Origin of the sequence: Streptomyces sp. M-16 (assembly GCF_052114405.1) — a bacterium.
Classification (GTDB): Bacteria; Actinomycetota; Actinomycetes; order Streptomycetales; family Streptomycetaceae; genus Streptomyces.
Window position 1 is genome coordinate 1 of sequence record NZ_JBFRER010000011.1, and the last position, 22209, is coordinate 22209.

General features: G+C 70.9%; 17 protein-coding genes and 2 pseudogenes. 9 read left to right on the forward strand and 10 right to left on the reverse strand.

All coding sequences use genetic code 11. The annotated features are described in order from the left end of the window. Both AB4039_RS07810 and AB4039_RS07815 read right to left on the reverse strand, forming a co-directional pair. Positions 1 to 626 (reverse strand): CapA family protein (locus AB4039_RS07810; protein ID WP_442270349.1); only part of this gene is annotated, 626 nt, incomplete at its 3' end. Between the two features lie 67 nt (positions 627 to 693). Then, the gene (locus AB4039_RS07815; RefSeq protein WP_442270350.1) at positions 694 to 1983 is read right to left on the reverse strand and encodes a phosphoribosyltransferase family protein; all 1290 of its coding nucleotides are present in this window, start codon (positions 1981 to 1983) and stop codon (positions 694 to 696) included. A gap of 168 nt (positions 1984 to 2151) precedes the next feature. Here AB4039_RS07815 and polX point away from each other — a divergent pair, with 168 nt between their 5' ends. The 3 genes from polX to ctaF all read left to right on the forward strand — a co-directional run bounded on the left by polX (position 2152) and on the right by ctaF (position 6092). Continuing rightward, complete coding sequence (gene polX / locus AB4039_RS07820; protein WP_266846295.1) at positions 2152 to 3879, forward strand: DNA polymerase/3'-5' exonuclease PolX; 1728 nt, start codon at positions 2152 to 2154, stop codon at positions 3877 to 3879. Positions 3880 to 4047: 168 nt separating this feature from the next. Beyond that, complete coding sequence (ctaD, locus tag AB4039_RS07825; protein ID WP_442270351.1) at positions 4048 to 5706, forward strand: aa3-type cytochrome oxidase subunit I; 1659 nt, start codon at positions 4048 to 4050, stop codon at positions 5704 to 5706. Continuing rightward, a complete protein-coding gene (ctaF, locus tag AB4039_RS07830; RefSeq protein ID WP_266846297.1) occupies positions 5703 to 6092 on the forward strand; it encodes an aa3-type cytochrome oxidase subunit IV in 390 nt (129 codons plus the stop codon). Before ctaD ends, ctaF begins: the two co-directional genes overlap by 4 nt. A gap of 13 nt (positions 6093 to 6105) precedes the next feature. On the opposite strand, the gene qcrB is transcribed toward ctaF, so the two are convergent. Further along, the gene (qcrB, locus tag AB4039_RS07835; protein ID WP_266846298.1) at positions 6106 to 7767 is read right to left on the reverse strand and encodes a cytochrome bc1 complex cytochrome b subunit; all 1662 of its coding nucleotides are present in this window, start codon (positions 7765 to 7767) and stop codon (positions 6106 to 6108) included. Positions 7768 to 8293: 526 nt separating this feature from the next. On the opposite strand from qcrB, the gene AB4039_RS07840 reads away from it, so the two are divergent. Next, positions 8294 to 9577, forward strand: a complete 1284-nt coding sequence (locus AB4039_RS07840; RefSeq protein ID WP_442270352.1) for an NAD(P)/FAD-dependent oxidoreductase — start codon at positions 8294 to 8296, stop codon at positions 9575 to 9577. Positions 9578 to 9618: 41 nt separating this feature from the next. Continuing rightward, positions 9619 to 11082, forward strand: a complete 1464-nt coding sequence (locus AB4039_RS07845) for a hypothetical protein (RefSeq protein WP_442270353.1) — start codon at positions 9619 to 9621, stop codon at positions 11080 to 11082. A gap of 242 nt (positions 11083 to 11324) precedes the next feature. Here the strand turns inward: AB4039_RS07845 and AB4039_RS07850 are convergent, their stop codons facing one another. Beyond that, a complete protein-coding gene (locus AB4039_RS07850) occupies positions 11325 to 12068 on the reverse strand; it encodes a 2OG-Fe(II) oxygenase (RefSeq protein ID WP_266846363.1) in 744 nt (247 codons plus the stop codon). A 759-nt stretch (positions 12069 to 12827) separates the two neighbouring features. Between AB4039_RS07850 and AB4039_RS07855 the strand changes: the two are divergent. Then, positions 12828 to 13738, forward strand: a pseudogene (locus AB4039_RS07855) (IS5 family transposase). Here the strand turns inward: AB4039_RS07855 and AB4039_RS07860 are convergent. After that, positions 13724 to 13900, reverse strand: a complete 177-nt coding sequence (locus AB4039_RS07860; RefSeq protein ID WP_442270354.1) for a hypothetical protein — start codon at positions 13898 to 13900, stop codon at positions 13724 to 13726. The pseudogene AB4039_RS07855 and the gene AB4039_RS07860 overlap by 15 nt on opposite strands. Before the next feature lie 256 nt (positions 13901 to 14156). Continuing rightward, a complete protein-coding gene (locus AB4039_RS07865) occupies positions 14157 to 14873 on the reverse strand; it encodes a TetR/AcrR family transcriptional regulator (protein ID WP_442270355.1) in 717 nt (238 codons plus the stop codon). Between the two features lie 123 nt (positions 14874 to 14996). Here AB4039_RS07865 and AB4039_RS07870 point away from each other — a divergent pair, with 123 nt between their 5' ends. Continuing rightward, positions 14997 to 15698: an NAD(P)-dependent oxidoreductase gene (locus AB4039_RS07870; protein WP_442270356.1), complete on the forward strand. Its 702-nt coding sequence runs from the start codon at positions 14997 to 14999 to the stop codon at positions 15696 to 15698. Positions 15699 to 16187: 489 nt separating this feature from the next. Here the strand turns inward: AB4039_RS07870 and AB4039_RS07875 are convergent, their stop codons facing one another. The 3 genes from AB4039_RS07875 to AB4039_RS07885 all read right to left on the reverse strand — a co-directional run bounded on the left by AB4039_RS07875 (position 16188) and on the right by AB4039_RS07885 (position 19301). Beyond that, entirely contained in the window at positions 16188 to 16856 is a 669-nt protein-coding gene (locus AB4039_RS07875) for a histidine phosphatase family protein (RefSeq protein WP_442270357.1), read from the reverse strand. Positions 16857 to 16867: 11 nt separating this feature from the next. Beyond that, positions 16868 to 18049, reverse strand: a complete 1182-nt coding sequence (locus tag AB4039_RS07880) for a GMC oxidoreductase (protein WP_442270358.1) — start codon at positions 18047 to 18049, stop codon at positions 16868 to 16870. Between the two features lie 211 nt (positions 18050 to 18260). Next, on the reverse strand, positions 18261 to 19301 hold the full coding sequence (locus AB4039_RS07885; protein ID WP_266846308.1) for a hypothetical protein: 1041 nt from the start codon (positions 19299 to 19301) through the stop codon (positions 18261 to 18263). Positions 19302 to 19488: 187 nt separating this feature from the next. Here AB4039_RS07885 and AB4039_RS07890 point away from each other — a divergent pair, with 187 nt between their 5' ends. Next, entirely contained in the window at positions 19489 to 20283 is a 795-nt protein-coding gene (locus tag AB4039_RS07890; RefSeq protein ID WP_442270359.1) for an ATP nucleotide 3'-pyrophosphokinase, read from the forward strand. Between the two features lie 37 nt (positions 20284 to 20320). Here AB4039_RS07890 and AB4039_RS07895 read toward each other — a convergent pair whose 3' ends face one another. Then, positions 20321 to 21220 (reverse strand): aminoglycoside phosphotransferase family protein, encoded by a 900-nt coding sequence (locus AB4039_RS07895; protein ID WP_266846310.1) that lies wholly within the window; start codon positions 21218 to 21220, stop codon positions 20321 to 20323. Positions 21221 to 21838: 618 nt separating this feature from the next. On the opposite strand from AB4039_RS07895, the pseudogene AB4039_RS07900 reads away from it, so the two are divergent. Further along, positions 21839 to 22129 (forward strand): annotated as a pseudogene (locus AB4039_RS07900) (transposase); the annotation flags it as partial. Positions 22130 to 22209 lie beyond the last annotated feature (80 nt).

A 22209-nucleotide genomic window follows, 5' to 3' on the forward strand; every position in this document is an offset into this window, starting at 1 on the left:
GCCGCCGCGCTCTCCGAGGCCTCGGCCACGTAGTCGACCCCGCTCCGGTCCGCGGCGGCGGCCCAGCTGGGCGGGATTCCGCTGGACGGCATGCCGAAGGAGTGGACCAGGATCCGCCGGCCGGCCCCGGCGGGGACGATCGCCGGCCGACGGGCCTCGTCCGCTTCGTGTCCCGCCCCCGCCACGGCGAACCCGGCGTCCGCCAGCGCGTCGAGCGTCTCCGCGAGCCCCCGGCGGCCGAAGTCGAGGACGTGGTTGTTCGCGAGGACGCAAACGTCGGGACGGGCGGCGGCCAGGCAGGGCAGATTGGCGGGATGCATGCGGTAGTGGACCGCCTTGCCGGGCGCGAAGTCTTCGCTGCGCGTGACACTGGTCTCCAGATTGATCACCACGGCATCGGGAGCGGCCAGGTCGAGGATCCGCGGCGTCTCGCCCCAGGGCCAGGAGAAGCCGACCGGGCGGGGAATCGGGCCGTTCGCGGCCTCTGCCAGCTCGACATAGGACCGGGCGTCCCGGACGTAGGTCTCCGCCAGCGCCGGATCACCGGGGTGCGGAAGTATCTGGTCGACGCCCCGCCCGAGCATGACGTCGCCGGCGAGGCACAGCGTGATCAGATCACCCTGCATCCGTCCAGGCTAGAACCCTGCCGCCGGGATGTCGACGCCGCACTCCAGGCCGGGGCAACGCCCCCCGCTACCGGGCCCGTGCCACCAGGTGCTTCGTGAACCAGTCCCCGGCGAGGGCGGCCACTTCGTCCAGTGCTCCCGGCTCCTCGAAGAGGTGCGTGGCGCCGGGGACGACCTCGAGCCGGTTCTCGCAGCGCAATTCCCGCTGGGCCTGCTGGTTGAGGCCGAGCACCGTCGTGTCGCGGCCGCCCACGATGAGGAGGGTGGGTGCCCGTACGCCGGCGAGCCGTGGCCCGGCGAGGTCGGGGCGGCCGCCACGGGAGACCAGGGCGCCGATGTCCGCGTCGGCGGAACCGGCGGCCCACAACGCCGCCGCGGCGCCGGTGCTCGCTCCGAAATAGCCGATCGGGACGGACCGGAGGTGCCGCAGCCAGCGGGTGGCGTCCGCCAGCCGCCGGCCGAKGGTCTCGATGTCGAAGACGTTCTGGCGTTCGGTTTCCTCCGCCGGTGTGAGCAGGTCGAAGAGCAGGGTGCCCAGGCCCGCCCGGTTCAGGGCCGCCGCCACCGACCGGTTGCGCGGGCTGTGGCGGCTGCTGCCGGAGCCATGGGCGAACATGACGACGGCATCCGCGCCCTCCGGCAGAGTGAGGTCCCCGGCCAGGCTGACGCCGCCCGCGTCCACCACCACCTCGCGGGCCCCGGCGGGCGGGCGCGCTGCGGCGCGGTCGGCGGCCTGCGTCAGCAGGGTGAGGACCTCTTCGTCGGGGGTCTGGGAGAAGTCCTGGTACCACTCGCCGACAGCGCGGAAGGCGCTCGGTGTGGACAGGCAGACCACTTCGTCGGCCTGGGTGCGCAGCCGGGCGACCGCGTCCGGCGGCGCCACCGGAACGGCCAGCACCACACGGGCCGAGCCGTGCGCCCGTACGACCTCGCACGCGGCCGCGGCCGTGGCGCCGGTCGCGATCCCGTCGTCCACCACGATCACCGACCGTCCGTCGAGCGGTACGCGCGGCCGGTCGCCGCGGAACCGCCGCGCTTGACTGGCGAGCGCCGCCGTCTCGGCGCGCTCGACCGCTGCGAGCTCCTCATGCCCGACCCGGCCGAGACGGACGATGTCGTCGTTGATGACCCGCACGCCCCCCTCGCCGATCGCACCGAATCCCAGTTCACGGTGGGAGGGGACCCCCAGCTTGCGCACGACGATCACGTCGAGCGGGGCACCCAGCGCACGCGCCACCTGGAAGGCCACCGGGACCCCGCCACGGGGCAGGCCCAGGACGACCGGATCCTCCCTCACCAGGTGACGGAGCGCTTCGGCGAGCTGTTGTCCTGCGTCCGTGCGATCGGTGAACATCACGGTGGTTCACTCCCTGCGCAGGGGTACCGGAAACCTCGCACCCACCTACTCCGAAGCAAGCCCATTTGCGGCTCCCGCGCAAGTCGGGGACGGAGTGCGGGACGGGCCGGGACCGCAGCACGGGTGCCCGGGGTGCTCGCCCGGGGTGCGCGGGGGCACCCTGGAAGCATGGTCCGGGCCAATGACCAGGTCGAGGCGATGCTCCAGGAGTACGCCGACCTGATCGCGCTCCGGGGCGGCGACGCGTTCAAGGCGCGCGCCTACGAGAAGGCCGCCCGCGCCGTCGGGGGCTATCCGCAGGACGTCTCGGCACTCGATGCCAAGGGCCTGCGCGACATTCCCCACGTCGGCAGGTCGGTCGCCGACAAGGTCCTGGAGTACCTGCGGACCGGCCGCATGTCCGCGGTCGACGAAGCCAGGGCGTCCGTTCCGGCCGGCGTGCGCGAGCTGATCGCCATCCCGGGTCTCGGTCCCCGCAAGGCCATGGCCCTCTACGAGGAGCTGGGCATCACCTCCGTCGGCCAGCTGCAGGACGCCATCCGCCAGGAACGGCTGCGCGATCTGAAGGGCTTCGGCGAGCGGACCGAGGAAAGCATCCTGCAGGGCATCTCCGTACTCCAGAAGGCCGGCGAGGGCCGGATCCTCATCAGTGCGGCCATGGACATCGCCGAGCAGCTCGTCGCCGAGATGTCGGACATCCGTGGCTGCGTCCGGTGCGCGTACGCGGGGTCCCTGCGCCGGATGAAGGAGACCATCGGCGATGTCGACATCCTGGTGGCAGCGCGCCGGTCGGCCCCGTTCATGGAGGCCCTCGTCGCCCTCCCTCACACGGCCGAGGTCATCGCACACGGGGAGAAGAAGACCTCCGTACGGACCGCCACCGGTCTCCAGGTGGATCTACGGGTGCTTCCGCCGGCCTCCTGGGGAGCGGGCCTGCAGTACTTCACCGGCTCCAAGGCCCACAACATCCGCACCCGTGCGCTCGCGGTACGCCAAGGGCTCAAGCTCTCCGAGTACGGGCTCTTCGACGCCGAGAGCGGCGAGAGCGTCGCCTCCGAGACCGAGGAGGCGATCTACGCCAGGCTCGGACTGCCTTGGATACCRCCGACGCTGCGCGAGGACCGCGGCGAGATCGCGGCGGGGCTGCGCGGCGAACTCCCCGGCCTCGTGACGGAGCAGGACGTCCGCGGCGATCTGCACACCCACACCGACCTCACGGACGGGCTGGCCCCGCTGGAGGACATGATCGCCGCCGCTGCCGCCCGCGGCTACGCGTACTACGCGGTCACCGACCACGCCCCGAACCTGTACATGCAGCGCATGACCAGCGAGAAGATCCTCGCCCAGCGCGAGCGGCTGCGCGATCTGGACGGCGCGCACCACAAGATGCGGCTGCTGCACGGCACGGAACTCAACATAGGCCCGGACGGCGACCTGGACTGGCCCGACGAGTTCCTCGCGGAGTTCGACCTCTGTGTGGCCTCGGTCCACTCCCACTTCAACCAGAACAGACGGGAACTCACCGGCCGTCTCGTACGCGCTTGCGAGAACCCGTACGTCGCCGTCATCGGTCACCCCACGACCCGCCGGATCGGCAAACGCCCGCCCATCGACGCCGATTTCGACGCGGTCTTCGAGGCCTGTGCGCGGACCGGCACGGCGCTGGAGATCAATGCCCATCCCGAGCGGCTCGATCTGTGCGACGAGGACATCCTGCGCGCGAAACGGCACGGCGTGAAGTTCGCGGTGAGCTCCGACGCACACGCCACGACCCATCTGGCGTACATGCGCTATGGAGTGGCGACGGCACAGCGCGGCTGGCTGACGACGGACGACGTCATCAATACGTGGCCGCTGGGGAGGCTGCGACGGTTCCTGGGCAGGAAGAGGGCCTGAGCGGAGCCCCGGCTCCGGGCCGGCACGCTTCGAGCGGGGCTCCGCCCGGGCCCGATGCGGCTAACCGTGGACGGCGCGCCGCCCGGATACCGGCGCGAGCCGACGGAGGCTGCCAGGGTGGGCCGGGCGGCGTAGCGCGCCCACCTCGCACGTACCCCTGGAGCCCCCATGGTCTCGGTCGACAGAGCGCCGGATCCGGCGGCGCAGGACGCGGGTACCGACCGGCGGGCGGCCTCGGGCCACACCGTTCTGCGGCTGCTGTCGACCACCGATCACAAGGTGATCGGCAACATGTACCTGGTCACCGCGTTCGCGTTCTTCCTCTTCGCCGGCGTGCTGGCCCTCCTCATGCGGGCCGAGCTGGCCCGCCCGGGCATGCAGATCGTCTCCCACGAGCAGTACAACCAGCTCTTCACCGTCCACGGCACGATCATGATGCTGCTGTTCGCCACCCCGACCTTCACCGGCTTCGCCAACGCGGTGATGCCCCTTCAGATCGGCGCCCCGGACGTGGCGTTCCCCCGGCTCAACGCCTTCACCTACTGGGTCTACCTCTTCGGCGGACTGACGGTGGTCAGCGGGTTCCTGACGGCGGGCGGGTCGGCGTCCTTCGGCTGGTTCGCCTACGCGCCGCTCAACGGGGCCGTCTACTCCCCGGGGGTGGGCGCGGACCTGTGGGTGATGGGGCTGGCCGTCTCGGGGCTGAGCACCATTCTGGGTTCGGTCAACTTCATCACCACGATCGTCTGCCTGCGCGCGCCCGGCATGACCCTCTTCAGGATGCCGATCTTCACCTGGAACGTGCTGTTCACCTCGATCCTGGCGCTGCTGGCCTTCCCCGTCCTGACCGCGGCCCTGCTCGTACTGGAGGCCGACCGGAAGTTCGGGTCCCACGTCTTCGACGCGGCGAACGGCGGGGCGCTGCTGTGGCAGCACCTGTTCTGGTTCTTCGGCCATCCCGAGGTGTACATCGTGGCGCTCCCCTTCTTCGGGATCGTCAGCGAGATCCTGCCGGTGTTCAGCCGTAAGCCCATCTTCGGCTACGCCGCCCTGGTCGGCGCGACGATCGCCATCACCGGGCTGTCCGCGACCGTATGGGCCCACCACATGTTCGCCACCGGCGCGGTGCTGCTGCCGTTCTTCTCCCTCCTCTCCTTCCTCATCGCCGTCCCGACCGGCGTGAAGTTCTTCAACTGGATCGGGACGATGTGGAACGGCTCCGTGTCCTTCGAGACACCGATGCTGTGGTCCGTCGGCTTCCTCGTCACCTTCCTCCTCGGCGGGCTCACGGGCGTGCTGATCGCCTCGCCCCCGATGGACTTCCACCTCACGGACAGCTACTTCGTCGTGGCCCACCTGCACTACGTGCTCTTCGGCACGATCGTCTTCGCCACGTTCGCGGGCTTCTACTTCTGGTGGCCCAAACTCACCGGCAAGATGCTCGACGAACGCCTCGGGAAGGTGCACTTCTGGCTCCTGTTCACCGGCTTCCAGCTGACCTTCCTGGTCCAGCACTGGCTCGGCGAACGGGGCATGCCGCGCAGGTACGCCGACTATCTGGCCGCGGACGGATTCACCCTCCTCAACACTCTGTCCACCCTCGGCTCCTTCCTGCTGGGCCTGTCCACGCTGCCGTTCCTGTACAACGTGGCCAGGACCGCCCGGTACGGGCGCAGGGTGGACTCCGACGACCCCTGGGGCTGGGGCCGTTCACTCGAATGGGCCACGAGCTGCCCGCCGCCCCGGCACAACTTCCACGCCCTGCCGCGCATCCGCTCCGACTCACCGGCCTTCGACCTGCACCACCCGGAGGTGAGGGCGGGATGAAGGCCGAGGCATGGCTCTTCAGCGGCGTCGCGGTGTTCTTCGCGGTGACCGGCGGCATCTACACCTGGTTCTCGAACGACCCGGCCGGGGTCGCCGCCCTCGCCGTGTCCTTCCTGATGTCCGCGCTCATCGCGGCCTTCCTGTGGCGGCAGTTCGGCCGGGGCGGCTACCGGCCGGAGGACCGTAAGGGCGCACAGGTCCGGGAGGCGGCGGACCGGCGGTTCTCCTTTCCCGCGCGCAGTTACGCCCCCGCGGTCTCGGCCGCGGGCACGGCCCTGGTGGGCCTGGGCGTCGTACAGGGCCTGTGGCTGGCCCTCATCGGCTTCGGCGTCCTCGTCCCCGGCATCTTCGGCTTCGTCTTCCGGTCCGGGGAGGGGAGTTCGTGACCGGCCGCGCGGGTCAGTCCCCGGGTCCCGGTTCCCGGTCGCCCGGCCCGGCGAGGATCGCGTCGACCGTGCGCCGGTCCTCCTCCGACAGGGAGGGGCGCAGCCCGTCCTCGTGGTACCAGTGGCTCAGAGCCGTCCGCAGCCGCCGCACGACACGCCGCGGCCGCCGCTCGCCGGTGGTGGGTGCGGGAGGGGGGCGGACGGGCCCGGGGAGCCGGAGCACCAGCAGCGGATAGCGCTCCTCGGCGCTCAGGGCCCGGTGCACGGGGCGGTATCCGCCCTCGACCGTCTGGTGCACCTGGTCGGTCTGCGCACCCCGCCTCAGCAGGCCGATGTCCCGCCGCTGCAGGGCCAGGCAGATGCGCCGGGTCAGCCAGAAGGTCCCGACCGGCAGGACCAGCAGGGCGACCCGCAGGGCCCAGGTGAGTCCCGGCAGGGGGAGGTCGAAGATGAATGCGAACAAGTCCTGCGCGCCCGCGAGGAGCAGCACCGTGTAGGCCGAGAGCACGGACGCGCACAGGGCGGTGCGGGCCGGCCGGTGCCGCGGCCGGTCGCACAGGTGGTGCTCGCCCTTGTCCGGGCTGATCCAGCGTTCGACGAAGGGGTACGCGTACAGCCCGGTGAACAGGGCGCCGGGGAGCAGGACTCCGGCCACGAAGGGGTTCCAGCTGAGGGTGTGGCCCCACAGCCTGGTCTCGGCCCCGGGCATCAGTCTCAGCGCGCCCTCCAGGAAGCCCACGTACCAGTCGGGCTGGGAGCCCGTGGAGACGATGTCGGTCCGGTACGGGCCGTACGCCCAGACCGGATTGATCTGCGCCACCGCCGAGACCACCCCGAGCACGCCCGCGACCATGAAGAAGAGTCCGGCCGACTTCGCCATGTAGTGGGCGAAGAACGGTTTGCCGACGACGTTGCGGCCGGTCCTGCCGGGTCCGCCCCACTGGGTGTGCTTGAGGTGGACGATCAGCAGGAGGTGGAGCGTGACCAGGGCGAGCAGCAGGCCGGGGACGAGGAGGATGTGCACGGGGTACAGCCGGGACACGATGTCCTCGCCCGGGTACTCGCCGCCGAAGGCGAAGAAGCTCAGGTACGTGCCGATGACGGGCACGGACAGCATGATGCCCTGGGCCGTGCGCAGGCCGGTGCCGGACAGCAGGTCGTCGGGGAGCGAGTAGCCGGCGAAGCCCTCGACCAGGGCCAGCAGGAACATCGTGAGGCCGACCACCCAGTTGAGCTCACGTGGCCTGCGGAAGGCACCCGTGAGGAAGACGCGCAGCAGGTGCACGCCGATGGCGGCGACGAAGACGAGAGCCGCCCAGTGGTGCATCTGGCGGATCAGCAGGCCGCCGCGCACCTCGAAGCTGATGCGCAGGGTGGAGGCGTAGGCCTCGGAGACGCGCAGGCCGCGGAGGGGACCGTAGGGGCCGGCGTAGGTGACGTCGCCCATGGACGGCTGGAAGAACAGCGCCAGGTACGTGCCGGTCAGCAGGAGCACGACGAAGCCGTAGAGCGCGATCTCGCCGAGGAGGAAGGACCAGTGGTCGGGGAAGGCCTTCCGCAGGCCCCCTTTCACCAGGTCGGCCAGCGGCAGCCGGGCGTCGAGCGCCGAGAACGACCGCCCGGCCGAGCGCCGCGCCCTGAGGGCGATGCGCGCCCTCCTCTTCGCCAGCAGCACCCTTCACGCCTTCCGCCGCAGGTAGCCGAAGACCGGCTCGTGCCGTCGAGCATGGCGCGCGGGGCGGACGGCTCGGGGAAGGCACGCAGCGCGGCAGCACAATTGCTCCTCCCATGGCCCCCACCGTCCGAGCCGGCGGCCCGGGGACGTGCGAGGGCCGGGCGCACTTCGACGACAGGGCCCAACGGTTCCTGACCATAGGGTCGAGGACATGACCACGACTCCATCCACGACCCCACCCACGGATCCGCGCGCCGAGGCCGCGCGAGGCCGTATAGCCCTGTGGCTCGAGCCTGAAGACCTTCAGTGGCTGACGCGGCACTGCTGCTGCACCGAGGAGGCCACGGACGAGGACAGGGAACGCTGTGGGCGGCTCCGGTTCCGCTCCGGCGCGGCCCTGCACAAGTACCGACAACAACTCTGAGGAGCATCCGGTCCACAGTTCTACGCTTGGTCATGTGCCTGACAGCACCGGCACTGCGACACTCCACGAACGGGAACGCACCACGAAGGGAGCGATCGGCACATGACCAAGCCTGAGAGCGCCGGAGACGACTACGACGTCGTCATCAGCGGAGCCAGCCTCGCCGGCAGCGCCGCGGCGATCCTGCTCGCTCGACGCGGTGTCCGCGTCGCACTGCTGGAACGCCGCTCGGACCCCGAAGCGTACAAGGCGCTCTGCACCCACTCCCTCACGGCCAGCGCCTCCCCGGTGCTGGAGGAACTCGGTCTTCTCCCCGCCCTCGAGAAGGCGGGGGCCGTCCGCAACAAGGCCCGCTGGTACACCCGCTGGGGCTGGATCGAACCGTGGGCCGGGGCGGTCGGCCCCGAAATGCCGTACGGGTACAACGTTCGGCGCAGCACCCTCGACCCGTTGATCCGGTCCCGCGCGGCGCAGACCCCTGGCGTCGACCTCCTCCTCGGTCACCAGGTGACCGGGCTGGTGCGGGAAGTCGGGCGGACCCTGGGGGTGCGCGCGTCGACTCCACAGGGCGAGCGCGAGATACGGGCCCGCCTGGTGGTCGGCGCCGACGGCAAGGACTCGGCCGTCGCGAGGTTCGCCGGGGTGCCCGCCCGGCTGTACGAGAACGCGCGGTTCGGCTATCTCKCGCACTTCCGCAACCTTCCGCTGCGCGACGGGATCAGTCAGGCGTGGTTCCTCGACCCCGACATGGCGTACGCGTTCGCCAACGACGACGGGGTGACGGTCGTCGCGGTGCTCCCGCACAAGAAGCGGCTGCCGGCCTTCCGGGAAGACCTGGAGGGCAGCTTCCTCGAATTCGTCCGCAACCTGCCCGAGGCGCCGCCCATCGACTCCGCCGAGCGCATCACGAAGATCACCGGGACGGTCAACTACCCGCTGCACAGCCGCAAGCCGACCGCACCGGGCCTCGCGTTCATCGGCGACGCCGCCCTGACCGGCGACCCCCTGTGGGGGGTGGGATGCGGGTGGGCGCTGCAGTCCGCGCGATGGCTGGCGGAGGCGGTCGCCCCGGCCGCGACCGGCGGGGGCGACCTCGACAGGTCGCTCGTGGCGTACGCGCGCAGACACCGGCGCCGGCTGCGCGGTCACCAGTTCCTGGCCGTCGACTTCGCCACGGGCCGCCCGTTCAATCCCGTGGAACGGCTGATGTTCTCGGCGGCGGCGCGCGATGTGTCGCTGGCGCGGCACATGCACCTGTTCGCGTCCCGCCTGATCGGCCCGATGCGATTCCTGAACCCCGTGGCGCTGGCCAAGGCTTCGGTCGTCAACATCAGGCATCGCGGGGCGGCCGCGCCGCTCGCACACCCGTCACGCACAGAGTCGTGACCGGCGGTCGTAAGGGGCGCACGCGTCCTACGGTACGAGGGGTGCTGGCGGCGGTGGTCCTGGTGCTGGGCTCCGGTCCGGCCGTGTGGGCAGCGCCGGGTCCGCCTCCCGCACCGCTACCGCGGCAGGCGTCCGACTTCTTCGTACCGGCCGAGGGGTCGCCCACCGCCCAGGCGGACGGTCTCTTCAGGGCCGCCGGCCCTGTGCCGGGCGGCGCGAGCGAGGAGGGTCTCGTCGCCGCGTACGACCTCTCCGCGGTCGCGGACAAGGTCGGGATCGTCCGGGTGGACGACGGATGCGCCCTCTCGGGCGACCAGGTCACTTGTCGTCCGGGAAGCGGCGGGCACCTGTCGGACGCGCCGTTCTCGCTGGTGGCCCGGCCGTCCGCGCCGCTCGGGTACGCCGGTGTCGTCACGGTCCGCCACACGGGCCGCCCGGGCCTGCCGCCCGCCGCCTCGACGAAGATTCACATAGGTGTGCCGAAGTTCGTCGCGCGCTCGTTCCCGGACGTTACGTTGCCGGCGACATCGGCCCTCGACCCGGCTCCCCCGATCAGGCCGGCGTTCGTGAACACGGGCGGGCCGACGCCCGGCGCCGTGGTGCTGCGGATGTGGGTGGCCGACACGCTCCCGCAGCGCGACAGGCCCGCGTTGCGCTTCTCCCGCGACTTCGGCAACTGCCACTACTCGGAATCCGGCACCGACGTCTACTGCGAGTTCACGGGGCCGGTCCGCCCGGGACAGTGGTACGCCACGGACGCCGAACTCCGGGCCGCGAACGAGAAGTGCTGCCGGACCCAGGGCATGTACCAGTACGTCGTCTCCCCGGTCGAGATGTTGCCCGACTCCGAGATCGCGGGCTACCGGGCGATGCCGAAGGGCTCGGGCCCCCCGCTCGAGCTCCAGGAGACGCGGGCGACCGCGGTCGCCGAGGGCACCTCGGCGGTGATGGGGTTCCGCTCGCAGGACGCCCCCGCCGGCCCGCACTTCGGGAAACAGCCGGTGAGGATCGACGGCGCGCTCGGTGGTGTCGCCCGGATCGAGATCCCCATGCCCGCCACGGTGAAGGAGGTGCAGGTCGAACTGCCCCAGGGGACCTCCGTCGCCCCCGCGCCGAAACCGGGCTCCTTCCCTTCGGAGGAAGGCTGGTGCCATCCTGCCGACGTGACCTCGCGGAAGTTCGCCTGTGCACGGGCGGGGGACCGGACCATGCTCGCCGTGCGCATCGACCGCGAGGTCCCCGGCGCCCRGGGAAGGGTCTGGGTACCGGTCCCGCCGGGCGACACCGAGCCCGCCGACAACTCGGTCCCGATCGAGATGGTCGTCAACGGCACCGTCGGAACCTCCCCGACGGGCGACCGGGCGGCAACGCCCCTGGTCCTCGCCGCCTTGCTCGTCGCGGCGGGCGGTGCCACCACCCTGCTGCTGCGCCGCCGCCGACGGATCACCCCCCGGCGCCCCGACACCGGCCCCGGACCCGACCCCGACCGAAGCGACGCTCCCTAGCGCCCTGTCGGTGAGCCCGCTCCGGCAGTGGGCAGGGGGCTGGTGCAGACGGTGCCGCGGGAGTCGAAATCCGCACCCGGACTCCCGTCCACCGGCGAGATCGTTCCGTTGCTCCAGACCGCTCCGTCCAAGACCGACACCGCGTCGTCGATTCCGAAGCCCGCCCTGCGCGCCCACCCGGTGTCACCAGCCCGGGCGGGTACCACGTGGGCCCTCCTGTGCGACGGTTGCCTTGCGGTTGCTCAAGGCACGTCTATGGGCTCGTAGAGCACGTCGGTTCTGAGAATTGTTTTCGTACCCTCAAGAAGCGGGGCCGAGTCGTGAAGCGTCCGATGCCAGAAGAGGAGCGCATCACCCGGTTCGGGGCGGTGGGCGCTCAATATTTCCTCAGGCTCTGCGAGCCGCGGCCAGTCCGAGAAGTCGCGTTGCGCAAAGGGAAGGTCGTTCTGCTTGTCGGCGATGAACCGCGTTTCTCCGCCCACTGCCTCATACGACAGGTAGACGACGACCGTCAGGTGAGTTCGCGTTCCGTCGGGGGCGAAATAGGGCGAATCGTAGTGCGGGACAAGCAATCCGCCGTGTTCGTACGTGATGAAGCGCATACGCGGATTGACGGACGCCGGCTTCCAGGCCCTTCCGTCTGAATCCGTCGGATCGTCCGGTCCTACTTCAAACGACAGAAACGTCCGCAGCCGGCGGTAGAACTCTGCCGCCAAGACTTCGGAGTCAGCCGTGGCACGGAGAGAGCCGACCGGATCTCCCTCTGCGTAGTTGGCGGCAATGCCGTCCAGACCCACCGGCACAAAGCGCTGGGCAGCGAGTTCGGCCGCGAATACCTCCACTTCAGCCGGAGTGAGGAAGTGGCGAATCACCCTGGCATCGACGTGTGGGATCTCCGACTCGGTCGGGGCCCATGAGTCATCGGCGGATATTCGGCTCAGCGTTTCTTCGGAGAGGTCGAAGGGATTTACCGGAATTCCGAACATGCTCACTTTTCCGTCCTGAGGTCATTGTCGATGCCACCGTGGCCGTGGAGGAGAACAGGGTGCAGCGTGGCGTAGGGAGGAGGGGGACTGGGGTGGCGCACGAAACGCTCCTAGCGGGTGGATTTCTCCGGGAGGAGAGGGGTTGCGCCATCCGAGTTCACACTTCGATCGACGCGTCTTCTTCGCGTCGGCACGCGGCGCCACGAGCGCCGGAGTCTTCGAGGGTATGAAGTGCACGAGCGGTCGATCGGAGAGCAGGGATCGCGCATCAGGGATCAGGCGCTGGGGTGCCGCAGCGTTGAAATGGGGACCGCCTTGCGTCCATCTCTGCTGGTGGTCCGGCGGCGGGCGACCGCCGGGCGGCTGGTGCGCGCGCAGGCATGACTCCGGGCTCGTGCTCGACGTCACGGCCGTGCGCGCGGCGGCGGATCGAGGCCCCTGGAGTCAATGCCCGCAGGGAGCGGGGGCCGCTGAGCAATTATCGTCATAATGACGAGATTAGACTGGGGTGAACCCACAAAGCAAGCAGGACCTCCCCAACGCGGCGGAAGGGGGCGGGAGGCGGGGCGGGGACCGGCTCGGGGGACTACCGATGCGCGGTAGTCCCAAGCAGCGCTGGGCCGCTCCATACCGGGTGACCGCACGTGCTGTGTGGGAACACCGCTCTGACGCGGGGCCAGGCCGCCCGGCGTCGTTGTCCGTTGCCAATGAAGTTAGTCGAGTGCGGTGTCCTGACCTGGTTCTCTGATAATTGATCTTGTGGCAGGTCGAGGTGGGTCGACGGACGCGGCGTGGGAGCGGATGGAGCCCTTGTTCCCGCAGGTGGATGGACGCGGTCGGCCGTGGCGTGGTCACCGGCAGGTGGTCAACGGTGTGCTGTGGCGGTTGCGGACCGGGGCTCCGTGACGTGACCTGCCCGAGCGGTATGGGCCGTGGCAGACGGTCTACGAGCGGTTCGCCCGCTGGGAGGCGGATGGCACGTCGGCAAGGCTGGTGGAGCATGCGCAGGTCCGCGACGACGCGATGGGCCAGGTGGAGTGGACCGTCGCCGTCGACTCCACGGTCAACCGTGCCCACCAGCACGCCGCCGGCGCACGTAAAAGGGGGCCGTTGACGGGGACGAACTGGGAGATCCGGGCCGCTCGCAGACGCGCCAGGCCCTCGGCCGGTCCCGAGGCGGGCTGACCACCAAGGTCCACCTCGCCGTCGACGGCCGGGGCCTGCCCCCGTCCATCGCGCTCACGCCCGGCAATGTCAACGACGCCACCGCGTTCGCCCAGGTCCTCGACGGGATCCGCATCCCGCGCATCGCCACGGGCCGCCCGCGCACGACACCGGTGCGGGTGCTGGGCGACAAGGCCTACTCCAGCCGGGCGATCCGGCACCTGCTGCGGCGTCGGGGTATCGCCGTCACGATCCCCGAGCGCCGCGACCAAGCCGGCCAACCGCCGGCGCCGAGGGCGCCTCGGCGGCCGGCCGGCCGCCTTCGACCAGGTCATCTACCGCGAACGCAACGTGGTCGAACGATGCTTCGCACGCCTCAAGCAGTTCCGCGCGATCGCGACCAGTTCGACAAGCTCACCGACCGCTACCGCGCCGGAGCCATCCTGGCCTCGCTGACCCTCTGGCTCCGCGAACCAATCCGTGATCATTTGTCAGACAACCCCTAGCGGCTTCGGCCCGGCTCCGTCCGTCGGGTCGAGGAGAAATTCCGCCTTGCCGGGCTCGGACTGGTCGTCATACTCGAACCGGCACGTCCCTGGAACCTCATTGACCGCGGCCTCCGCACGGAGTTCGTCCGGCGCCGACTGCACCGCCTTCTTCTGCTTCATGCCGTAGCGGTAGGGCAGCGAGGCCCCCGGGAACGAGCCGTTTGTCGTACGAGCGGGAGTCAGGGAGTGTCGCCGGACCAGTGCCAGCGGTTCCGCTCGCCGGGGCGTGGGTTGTGCAGGGCGCGGGCGCCGGCACCGAACTGTCCGAGAGGCGCGGTGCCATGCGGCGGGGGCTTTGATACTGGTCGACTGCCTGCGGAAGGAGCAGGTGGCCGAAACGTTGCCCGCCTGGCGGGCCCAGCGGTCCCGAAGGCCGTCAGCCCTTTGGGGCGATACCCAAGGAAGCGACGATGTGGGTCAGTTCCTCGTGGAAGAGCTTCTCCGGGCTCGCGGTCTGGTGGTGCAGATGGCCGTAGATCTCCAGTGATACCAGGCCGTGGAGGTGGCCCCAGATGCGCAGTGCCAGGGCCACGCCGGCCGGGGGAAGGTGGGGGAAGGCGGGGCGGACCTTGTCGAGGAGGCCGGCGTCGAAGTCGGACCACTGGAAGTCGCTGTCCGCGTAGAGACGTTCGGCATGCGGCCAGGCTGCGGCCGCGAGGCCGGTCAGGGCCGTACAGACCCGCTGCGCGGCATCCGGGGCGGCGCCGCCCTCGGGCGCGATGTATCCGGGCACCGGGTCGCCGTAGATGAGGCGGAAACCTTCGGGGTTGACCAGAGCCCAGCCACGAAAGGCATGCGCCCATGCCCGGACCCGGTCGGCCGGGTGCGTGGCGGGGGTGATGTCCCAGGCGGCGTCGACTGCGTCGGCGAGCGAGGTGTACACGTCGTTGATGAGCGTGGTGACCAGGTCGTCGCGGGTTGCGAAGTAGCCGTAGATGGCATTGGGGGTCATACCCATCTCGCGGGCGATGGCGCGCAGCGTGATCGCTCCGGGGCCTCCCGAGGCCATCAACTCCAGCGCCACGCTCTTGATTTCGGCAGTCGTCTCGGCCCGCAGCCGCTCACGCCGCCCCCTGGTCCCGGTGCTCGCCATGCGCTCAGTCTACAGCGTCACAGCATTGAGCGCCGTACCTAAACTGCACGGCGTATAGTTTCCGCACGGCGTCCAAACATATGTCGGTAGCCCGTACGTCCGGGCATGAACAAGGGGAGAACCATGCACATTGGAGTGATCGGTGCCACCGGCACCATCGGCAGCCGGGTCGTCACGGAGGCCCTCGGCCGCGGGCATCGCGTCACGGCACTGAGCCGCGACGCCTCGCAGATCAACGAGAGCCGATCGAACGTCACCTGGGCCAGCGTGGACGTCCTCGACCCCGCGAGCATCGCCGCGATCCTGCCCGGCCTGGATGTGCTGATCAGCGGGTTCCAACCGGGCAACGCAGCCAAGGACATCGCAGACACCGTGCGTCGGTCCATAGCCGACCCCACGGTCCATTCCACCGCAGCCCGGGCGCTGCTCAAGGCCCTGGAGAGTCACCCCAGGACCCGGCTCATCGTGATCGGCGGGGCCGGCAGCCTGGAGACAGCGCCCGGCGTGGTTCTTGCTGACGACGTCGACCGGATGCACGAGACCCTCGATCAGCTGGGGCTGCCCCGCGAGTACGCGGCCGCGGCGCGCGGCGCCCGGGACGGCCTGAACGTCCTGCGCACGTCGAACCGACTCTGGACCTACTTCAGCCCCGCCGAGGAGATCGCCCCTGGCGAGCGAACCGGCCGTTTCCGGGTCGGCGGCGATCAGGCTGTCCGGGACGCCGACGGCCGCAGCCGTATCTCCGCGGAGGACGCCGCCGTCGCCCTGGTTGACGAGGCGGAACTGCCCCGCTTCGTCCAGCGCCGCTTCACTATCGGCTACTGAAACACCGCCGCAGCGGCCTCCAAGATCCCCAAGGGGGATCTTGGAGGTTTACCTCGGGAACATGTCGCGACCGTCCGCAGGCAGTACGGCTGAGAAACCGGAGCAGGGGTCAACCAACCTTGACCTTCTGATGTCAGGTAGCGCGAAAACTCGCACGCATTTACCCAGGTCATCCAGCGACGACGGTGTCATGTAGCTCGAAAAATCACACTCGGTTCGCGGAGACCGGCCACCGCCGGCGTTGCCGCTCCGTGCGCCGGAAGTCCGATACAGGCATCGCGGACAGGGCGGCAAGCAGCCATGAGTGGCTGGCCAGGGGCCCAGGGGGTGGCCACCCACGCGATGAGTTCCGTCGCGGAGCGCAGGGCGGACGCAGCGCGGTCGTCTCAAGGCCGTTGCCCCACCAGCAGCATCGGTCACCTGCGGACGACCTCACGGCCAGTTCTCTGAACCAAGCCTGCCGAGTGTCGTAGCTCTGGGTGACGCTGCTCATGGCGCTGTGGGGTCGGGTGGCGTGAGGTGGGTGGTGTCGTTGAGTGCGGTCAGGACCCAGCGTTCGTTTCCGTAGCGGTCGCGTCGGTGCTCGAAGCGGGTGAGGGCCGTGTGGTCAGCGGCAAAGCCAATGGTGGAGCTGGCCGTCGCGGGGATTCTCAGCAGGAGGTGGCAGGCGGCGTGGACGGTCTCCCCGTGGCCGGCCAGCAGGACGTTCTGGCCCTGGTGCTCTTCGAGGAGTCCGGCGAGGTGGGTCGCGGCCCAGGCCAGGTAAGCGGTCCAGGTTTCTGAGCCTGGGGCGTAGGGCAGGTCGGGGTGGGCGTCGGGGGGACCCTGGAAGGCGTCTTCGACTTCGCGCCAGGGCCGGCCGTCGGCGTTCCCGTGCCGGGGTCCGTCGAGTCCGGGGTCGGTGATCAGCGGCAGGCCCAGAGCTTCGGCGAGGATGGCACCGGTCTCGTGGACGCGTGGCCGGGTCCCGGCATACACGGCGTCGAAGACCTTCCCGCCGCCCTGTGCCTCCGTGGCGAGGCGGGCGGCGAGCAGCTGGGCCTGGCGGCGGCCGGTGTCGGTGAGCCCGGTGCAGGTTTTGGGGCCGCCGACGCGGCCTTCGACGTTGCTGCGGGCTTGTCCGTGGCGGGCGATGACCAGCCGCGCCGTGACGGTCATGTGCTCGGCTCTCAGAGTGTGGCGGCGAGTTTGTCCGCGGTGCGCAGGGTGAGGGCGGCCAGGGTCAGGGTGGGGTTGGCGGTGCCGGCGGTGGGGAAGACGGAGGAGCCGACGACCCAGAGGTTGGTGTGTGCGTGGGAGAGGCCGTCGGCGTTGACGACCGCGGTGGCGCGGTCGGTGCCCATCCGGGTGGTGCCCATGGGGTGGCCTGCGCCGTTGTACTTGAGGGTGGGCTGCAGGGGGTCGATGTTCTCGGCGCCGGCGGTGTCCTGGAGGTGCTGCCAGAGGCGGCGGGCGACGGAGTGCCCGTAGGCCAGGGCGCGCTTGGAGTAGTCGTCGATCTTGTAGGTGATCTTGGGGCGGGGGATGTCGAGTCCGTCGCGCTGGTCGGAGAGGGTGACCCGGTTGGCGGGGTCGGGGAGTTGTTCGGTGGAGTAGCCGATGCGCATCATGCGCGTCACCCGGTGGGCGAGGCGGTCCTGCAGATCCTGCCCGTAGTGCTTGAGCTGCTTGGCGGCGGGGTACCACATGATCTTGTCGAGGGCGGCGGCGGGCGCTTCGGTGCGGCCCCAGCCGTCGTTGCCGAGGGTGATGCGGAAGGCGCCGGTGGTGCGCCGCCAGTCGCCGTCGCGGAAGGTCTCGACGCTCAGGGTCGACTGGGGGCCGCGGAAGGGGAAGACGGGCTGACCGAACAGGCCGACGACTTCCTCGGCGAGGTGGTCCATCAGGTTGCGGCCCACCTGATCGCTGCGGTTGTCCAGGTTGGAGGCCAGCCACAGCTTTGGCGTCTCGATCGCGTTCAGCGCCACGACGACGTGGGTCCCGTTGACCTGCTCCTCGGCGCGGTCGGTGGTGGTCCAGTCCCGGAAGACGACGGTGGGGGACGCCGTGCCGGGGCGCGGGACGAGGCGGGTGACGGTACAGCCGGTGCGCACCTGCACTTTGCGGACGTGGACGCCGGCGTCGTACTTGGCGCCCGAGGGGCAGATCGGGATGCAGCTGGAGTTGCCCTGGCAGGCACTGCGCCCCTGGTAGTCGCGGGAGTTGCGGGCCTGTGGGGTGGTGACCACGGTGATGGGCACGCCGTCGATCGGGTCGATGCCGGCCAGGGCGGCGCGGACGAGGCCGTCGCCAAGCTGGGTGCGATGCCGGCCATGGGGAAGTCGGTGCTGCGCGGGGTGGCCGTGTCCCATTCGGCGCGGTTGCCGGAGACGCCGAGCTCGTTCTCGGCCTGCGCGTAGTAGGGCTCCAGGTCGTTGTAGGTGAGCGGCCAGTCGACGGCCACGCCGTAGCGGGTCTTCATTTCGAAGTCGCTGGGCAGGAAGCGCGGGCCGGCTCATGCGGGCGGCGGATGCCGGGGCCGACGTCCCACCGCCGGCGCCGGCCCGGTCGGCCGACGGGGGATCAGCTCGACGGGGGGCCCTCGCTCCCCTCGCCGTCCTCCGCCGTCTCGAACCCCTTCAGCGCGTCCTTCAGCGTGGCGAGGGTCTCCTCCGCCAGATCGCGCAGGAAGGCGGGGCACACCCAGGCGTCCAGGGGCTCGTCCTCGTCGGCCGCCCCGGCTGCCTCATCCTCCTCGTCCTCCTCGTCCCACCCGTGGTCCTCGGCCATCTCGGCGCGTCCGCCGGGGCTGCGCAGCAAGTAGCCGACACGGGAGGCGTGATCCGGATCATCGGTGTCGGGGTGTTCGTCCGGGCCATGGGCGCACGGGCCGTCGGGCAGCGACGCGACGGCTTCCTCCACGCCCTTGACCATGGCCTCCGGTACCGAACGGTCGGTGATCCTCTCCGATGCCGCGTACCAGCAGGTCGCGTTCATCGTCACGAGGAAGCCGGCCGCCACCCCGCGGGTCGGCCGGGACGGAAGGCAGCCGGCCTCGTCCGTCAGCACCTCGTGGGGATCGTCGTAGGGGTAGTCGTTCACGATGCCCGAAAGGATGTTGATGTTACTGCGGTGGTACCTGGGCGCTCCTGCGGGTATGCGCCGGACGGTGAACGGGGCGATCACGTCCTGCGCGAGGCGGGCCCAGCCCGCCACGTTGCCCGGACACAGCACCCGCTCGGCGTCGAAGTCCGCTGCGCCCGAGGGCAGTTCATCGAGCAGCCCGGTATCGCCGGCCCATATCTCGTCCTCCAGCGCGTCCATCTCGCTCTCGTACGGATGACGGTCGTGCGAACAGGGCCGCTCCCCCAGGGCCTTCGCCGCGGCGCGCAACGCGTCGAGGGCGGCGCGCTCGGCGGTCGGCCCGGGGCGCCACGCGAGGTAGCCCGACATCGCCACGAGAGCGCCCACCCCCACGTGGGCCTGTTCCCCGCCCGGGTCGGCGAGGAGCCTGCGCGAGCACTCCAGGACGAGGGGGTCCGCTTCGGCCGCCGGGGACCTGTCGTGGATCTGTCGACAGGCGTCGGCGAGCCGGTCGAAGGGGAGGTCGGTGCTTTCGATCATGAACGGTACGACGACCCGGGTCCCCCGTTCGGTTCCCGGCCGTCGGCGGTTCGGCCGGCCGTGCCGCGAACGGCCGAACCGAAACCGGCCAAAGATCATCGGGATCGCGCGGAGGAGACACTTCGGCCCCGTCCCGTCGGTTGTGTCCTGCGTACCGATGGCCCACGCGAAGGCAGGACCCAGGCGGATGAACATCACCCGTACCCTCACCCGCGCCGCGATCGCGGCCGCGTTGGCGACCGCGCTCGGGAGCGGTGTCACCACGGCCGTCGGCGCCGGCCCGATCACCGGGCACACCTCCCCCACGGCCTCGGCACGGCACGCGGAAGACGGGGGTTGGAGCGGCGAGGACGGGCTCTCGCTGAGCCCGGCCGACAACCGACGCGTCGACGCGTACACGCAGAACGCCCGGCGGGCGGAACGCGCCATCAGCCCCCGGGTACGGGCGGTGGCCTGGATGGCGGGGGCGCAGGTGATCGGCTTCGAGAACCGGCTCAAATCCCCCGACTCCCTCAAGCGCAAGGTCGCCACCTCACTGAGGGAACACCCCGGGCAGAGCGCCGACTCCGTGCTCGCCACGCTCGGCGACGCGGTGCGCTACACGCTCCAGTGGGGAGACGACCGTTACACCCACGGAGTCACCGAAGCCTCGAAGGCGCTGTCCGCGTGGGGCGACGACAGCACGAAATGGTCCAACACCTGGGACCGCGCCTCGGGGTACAAGGGGCTCAACACCGGTTGGCGGGCCTCGGGTTCCGGGCAGCTCTTCGAGGTCCAGTTCCACACCCCGGCCTCCAAGTGGGCCCAGGAAGCCACCCACGAGCTCTACGAGGAGCAGCGCCTTCCGGGTACGGCCCCCGAGCGGAAGCGGGAGCTCCAGGAGCAGCAGGACGCGATCTTCGCGTCGGTCCCCGTCCCGCCGGGCGCCGACCGGCTGACCGCGCCCGCGCCCGCGTCCCTGGCCCGGGTACCGGTGGGCTGACCGGGCGACCCGGCCCGGCACGCGGGGCCCGGTCGCCTCAGACGTCGTCCAGGACCGCCCGGATCACGTGCCGGGCGTTGTGGGCCATGGCGGGGTTGGTCTTGCGGTAGTGGGGCAGCGCGACGAGCGCCTGGGAGAGTGTCCGCCCCCGGCCCCGCGTCCAGGTCGCGTCGTCCACGGCCAGCGCCTCGCGGAAGGTCTTTCGGCCCTCGGGCGGCAGCAGGTTCCACGCGGGAAACAGGTCGCAGGCGGGATCTCCCGTCCCCGCGCACCCGAAGTCGATCACCGCGGCCAGTCTGCCGCCCTCGACCAGAAGGTTGCCCGGCATGAGATCGGCGTGCAGCCATACCGGCGGGCCGTCCCAGGACGGGGCGCGCAGCGCCTCCTGCCATACGGCGGTGACGGCATCGCAGTCGACACCCTCCTCCGCGATCCCGCGCAGTTCCCCGATCGCGGCCATGGTTTCCTCGTCGAGCGTGGCGAGGGGGCCGCCGCGGTGTGCGTTCGGCCCGCCCGGCAGCCTGACGCCCCGCATCGCCGTCACGAACGCGGCCAGGTCCTCGGCGAGCGACACGGGCTCGTCCAACGCGCCCTCTTCGGGATGCCGCCCGGCCAGCCACCGGTACACCGACCACGGCCACGGGTACCCCTGCGACGGCTCCCCGCCCCCGAGCACCTCCGGGATGCGCGTGGGCAGGTGCGGCGCGAGGCGGGGCAGCAACTCCCGTTCCCTCAGCAGGTCCTCGACCCCGCCCCGTACCAGCGGCAGCCGCACGACCATGTCATCGCCCAGCCGGTACACGGTGTTGACCGTGCCACCGGAGGGCCATCGTTCCACCGGCAGCCCCGCCCACCGGGGGAACCGTCCGGCGATCAACCGCCGGACGAGGCCGTCGTCGACGGGGTAGCGGCCGGGATGCGTCTGACCTGCGCTCATGGCAGTCATCCGACCACCGGCCGCCGACGGGCGTCAAACACTTTTCCACTCCGGGGGATTCGGCTTCGGCAGCGCGCGGGGAAGGGACTTCGACGACAGGGCCTAGCTTTGCGTCCGGCGTTGCGACGCCTCCCCGGCGCACGAGGAGGTGACCAGGCCGCTGGCCATGCCCAGGTCGAGGCAACCGCCGCCGTAGTCGCCGTTGCGGTAGCGGTGGGTGCCGGAGGCGGGAGGTGGGGCGGCCGGGGAGGTCGCGCCACCGGCTCCGCCGCCCGGGTTGCCCCCGCCACCGCCCGGGGTTCTCGAGCCGTTCTGCGGGCCGCTGCCGGCGCTCGTACCCGGGCCGGGGCCGGCAGCGGTGCCCGTTGCGGGAGCGGTGCCTCCCGCCACGCCGGTCTGGGTGCCGCCCGCCGCACCCTGCCCCGTGCCGGCGGCGCCACCTTGCGCCGCGCCCTGGGCGGGGGGAGCCCCGGGGGACGGCGTACCCGACGGGCTGCCGGGCGGCGCCGAGGACGGTGGCGCGGCCGACTCCGGTGCCGCCGGGGTCGAGCCGGGCGGACCGGCCTTCTCATCGGCCTGGGCCCGGGCCTGGGGCGTCGACGCGAAGGGCGGGTGAGGGGGCCTTTGACGGGACCGAATCCGACCGACCGTGGCAAGCCTGGATCGAAAATCCACCTGATCACCGAAAGGAGCGGACTGCCGCTGTCCCTGGGCATCTCCGGCGCCAACATGCACGAGAGACTCGGTCTTGAACCGCTCGTGCGGGGCATCCCGCCGATCCGGTCCCGACGAGGACCTCGTCGACGGCGGCCCGGCAAGCTCCACGCAGACAAGGGCTACGACTACGACCACCTGCGCCGCCGGCTCCGCAAACGCGGCATCCGCCACCGCATCGCACGCCGGGGCATCGTCCGGCTCTGCCCCACCGCCGCCAGGACCTCGGGGTTTCACGAAGGCTTCAAGGTGCGGACGGTGGGTTGACGCGGATC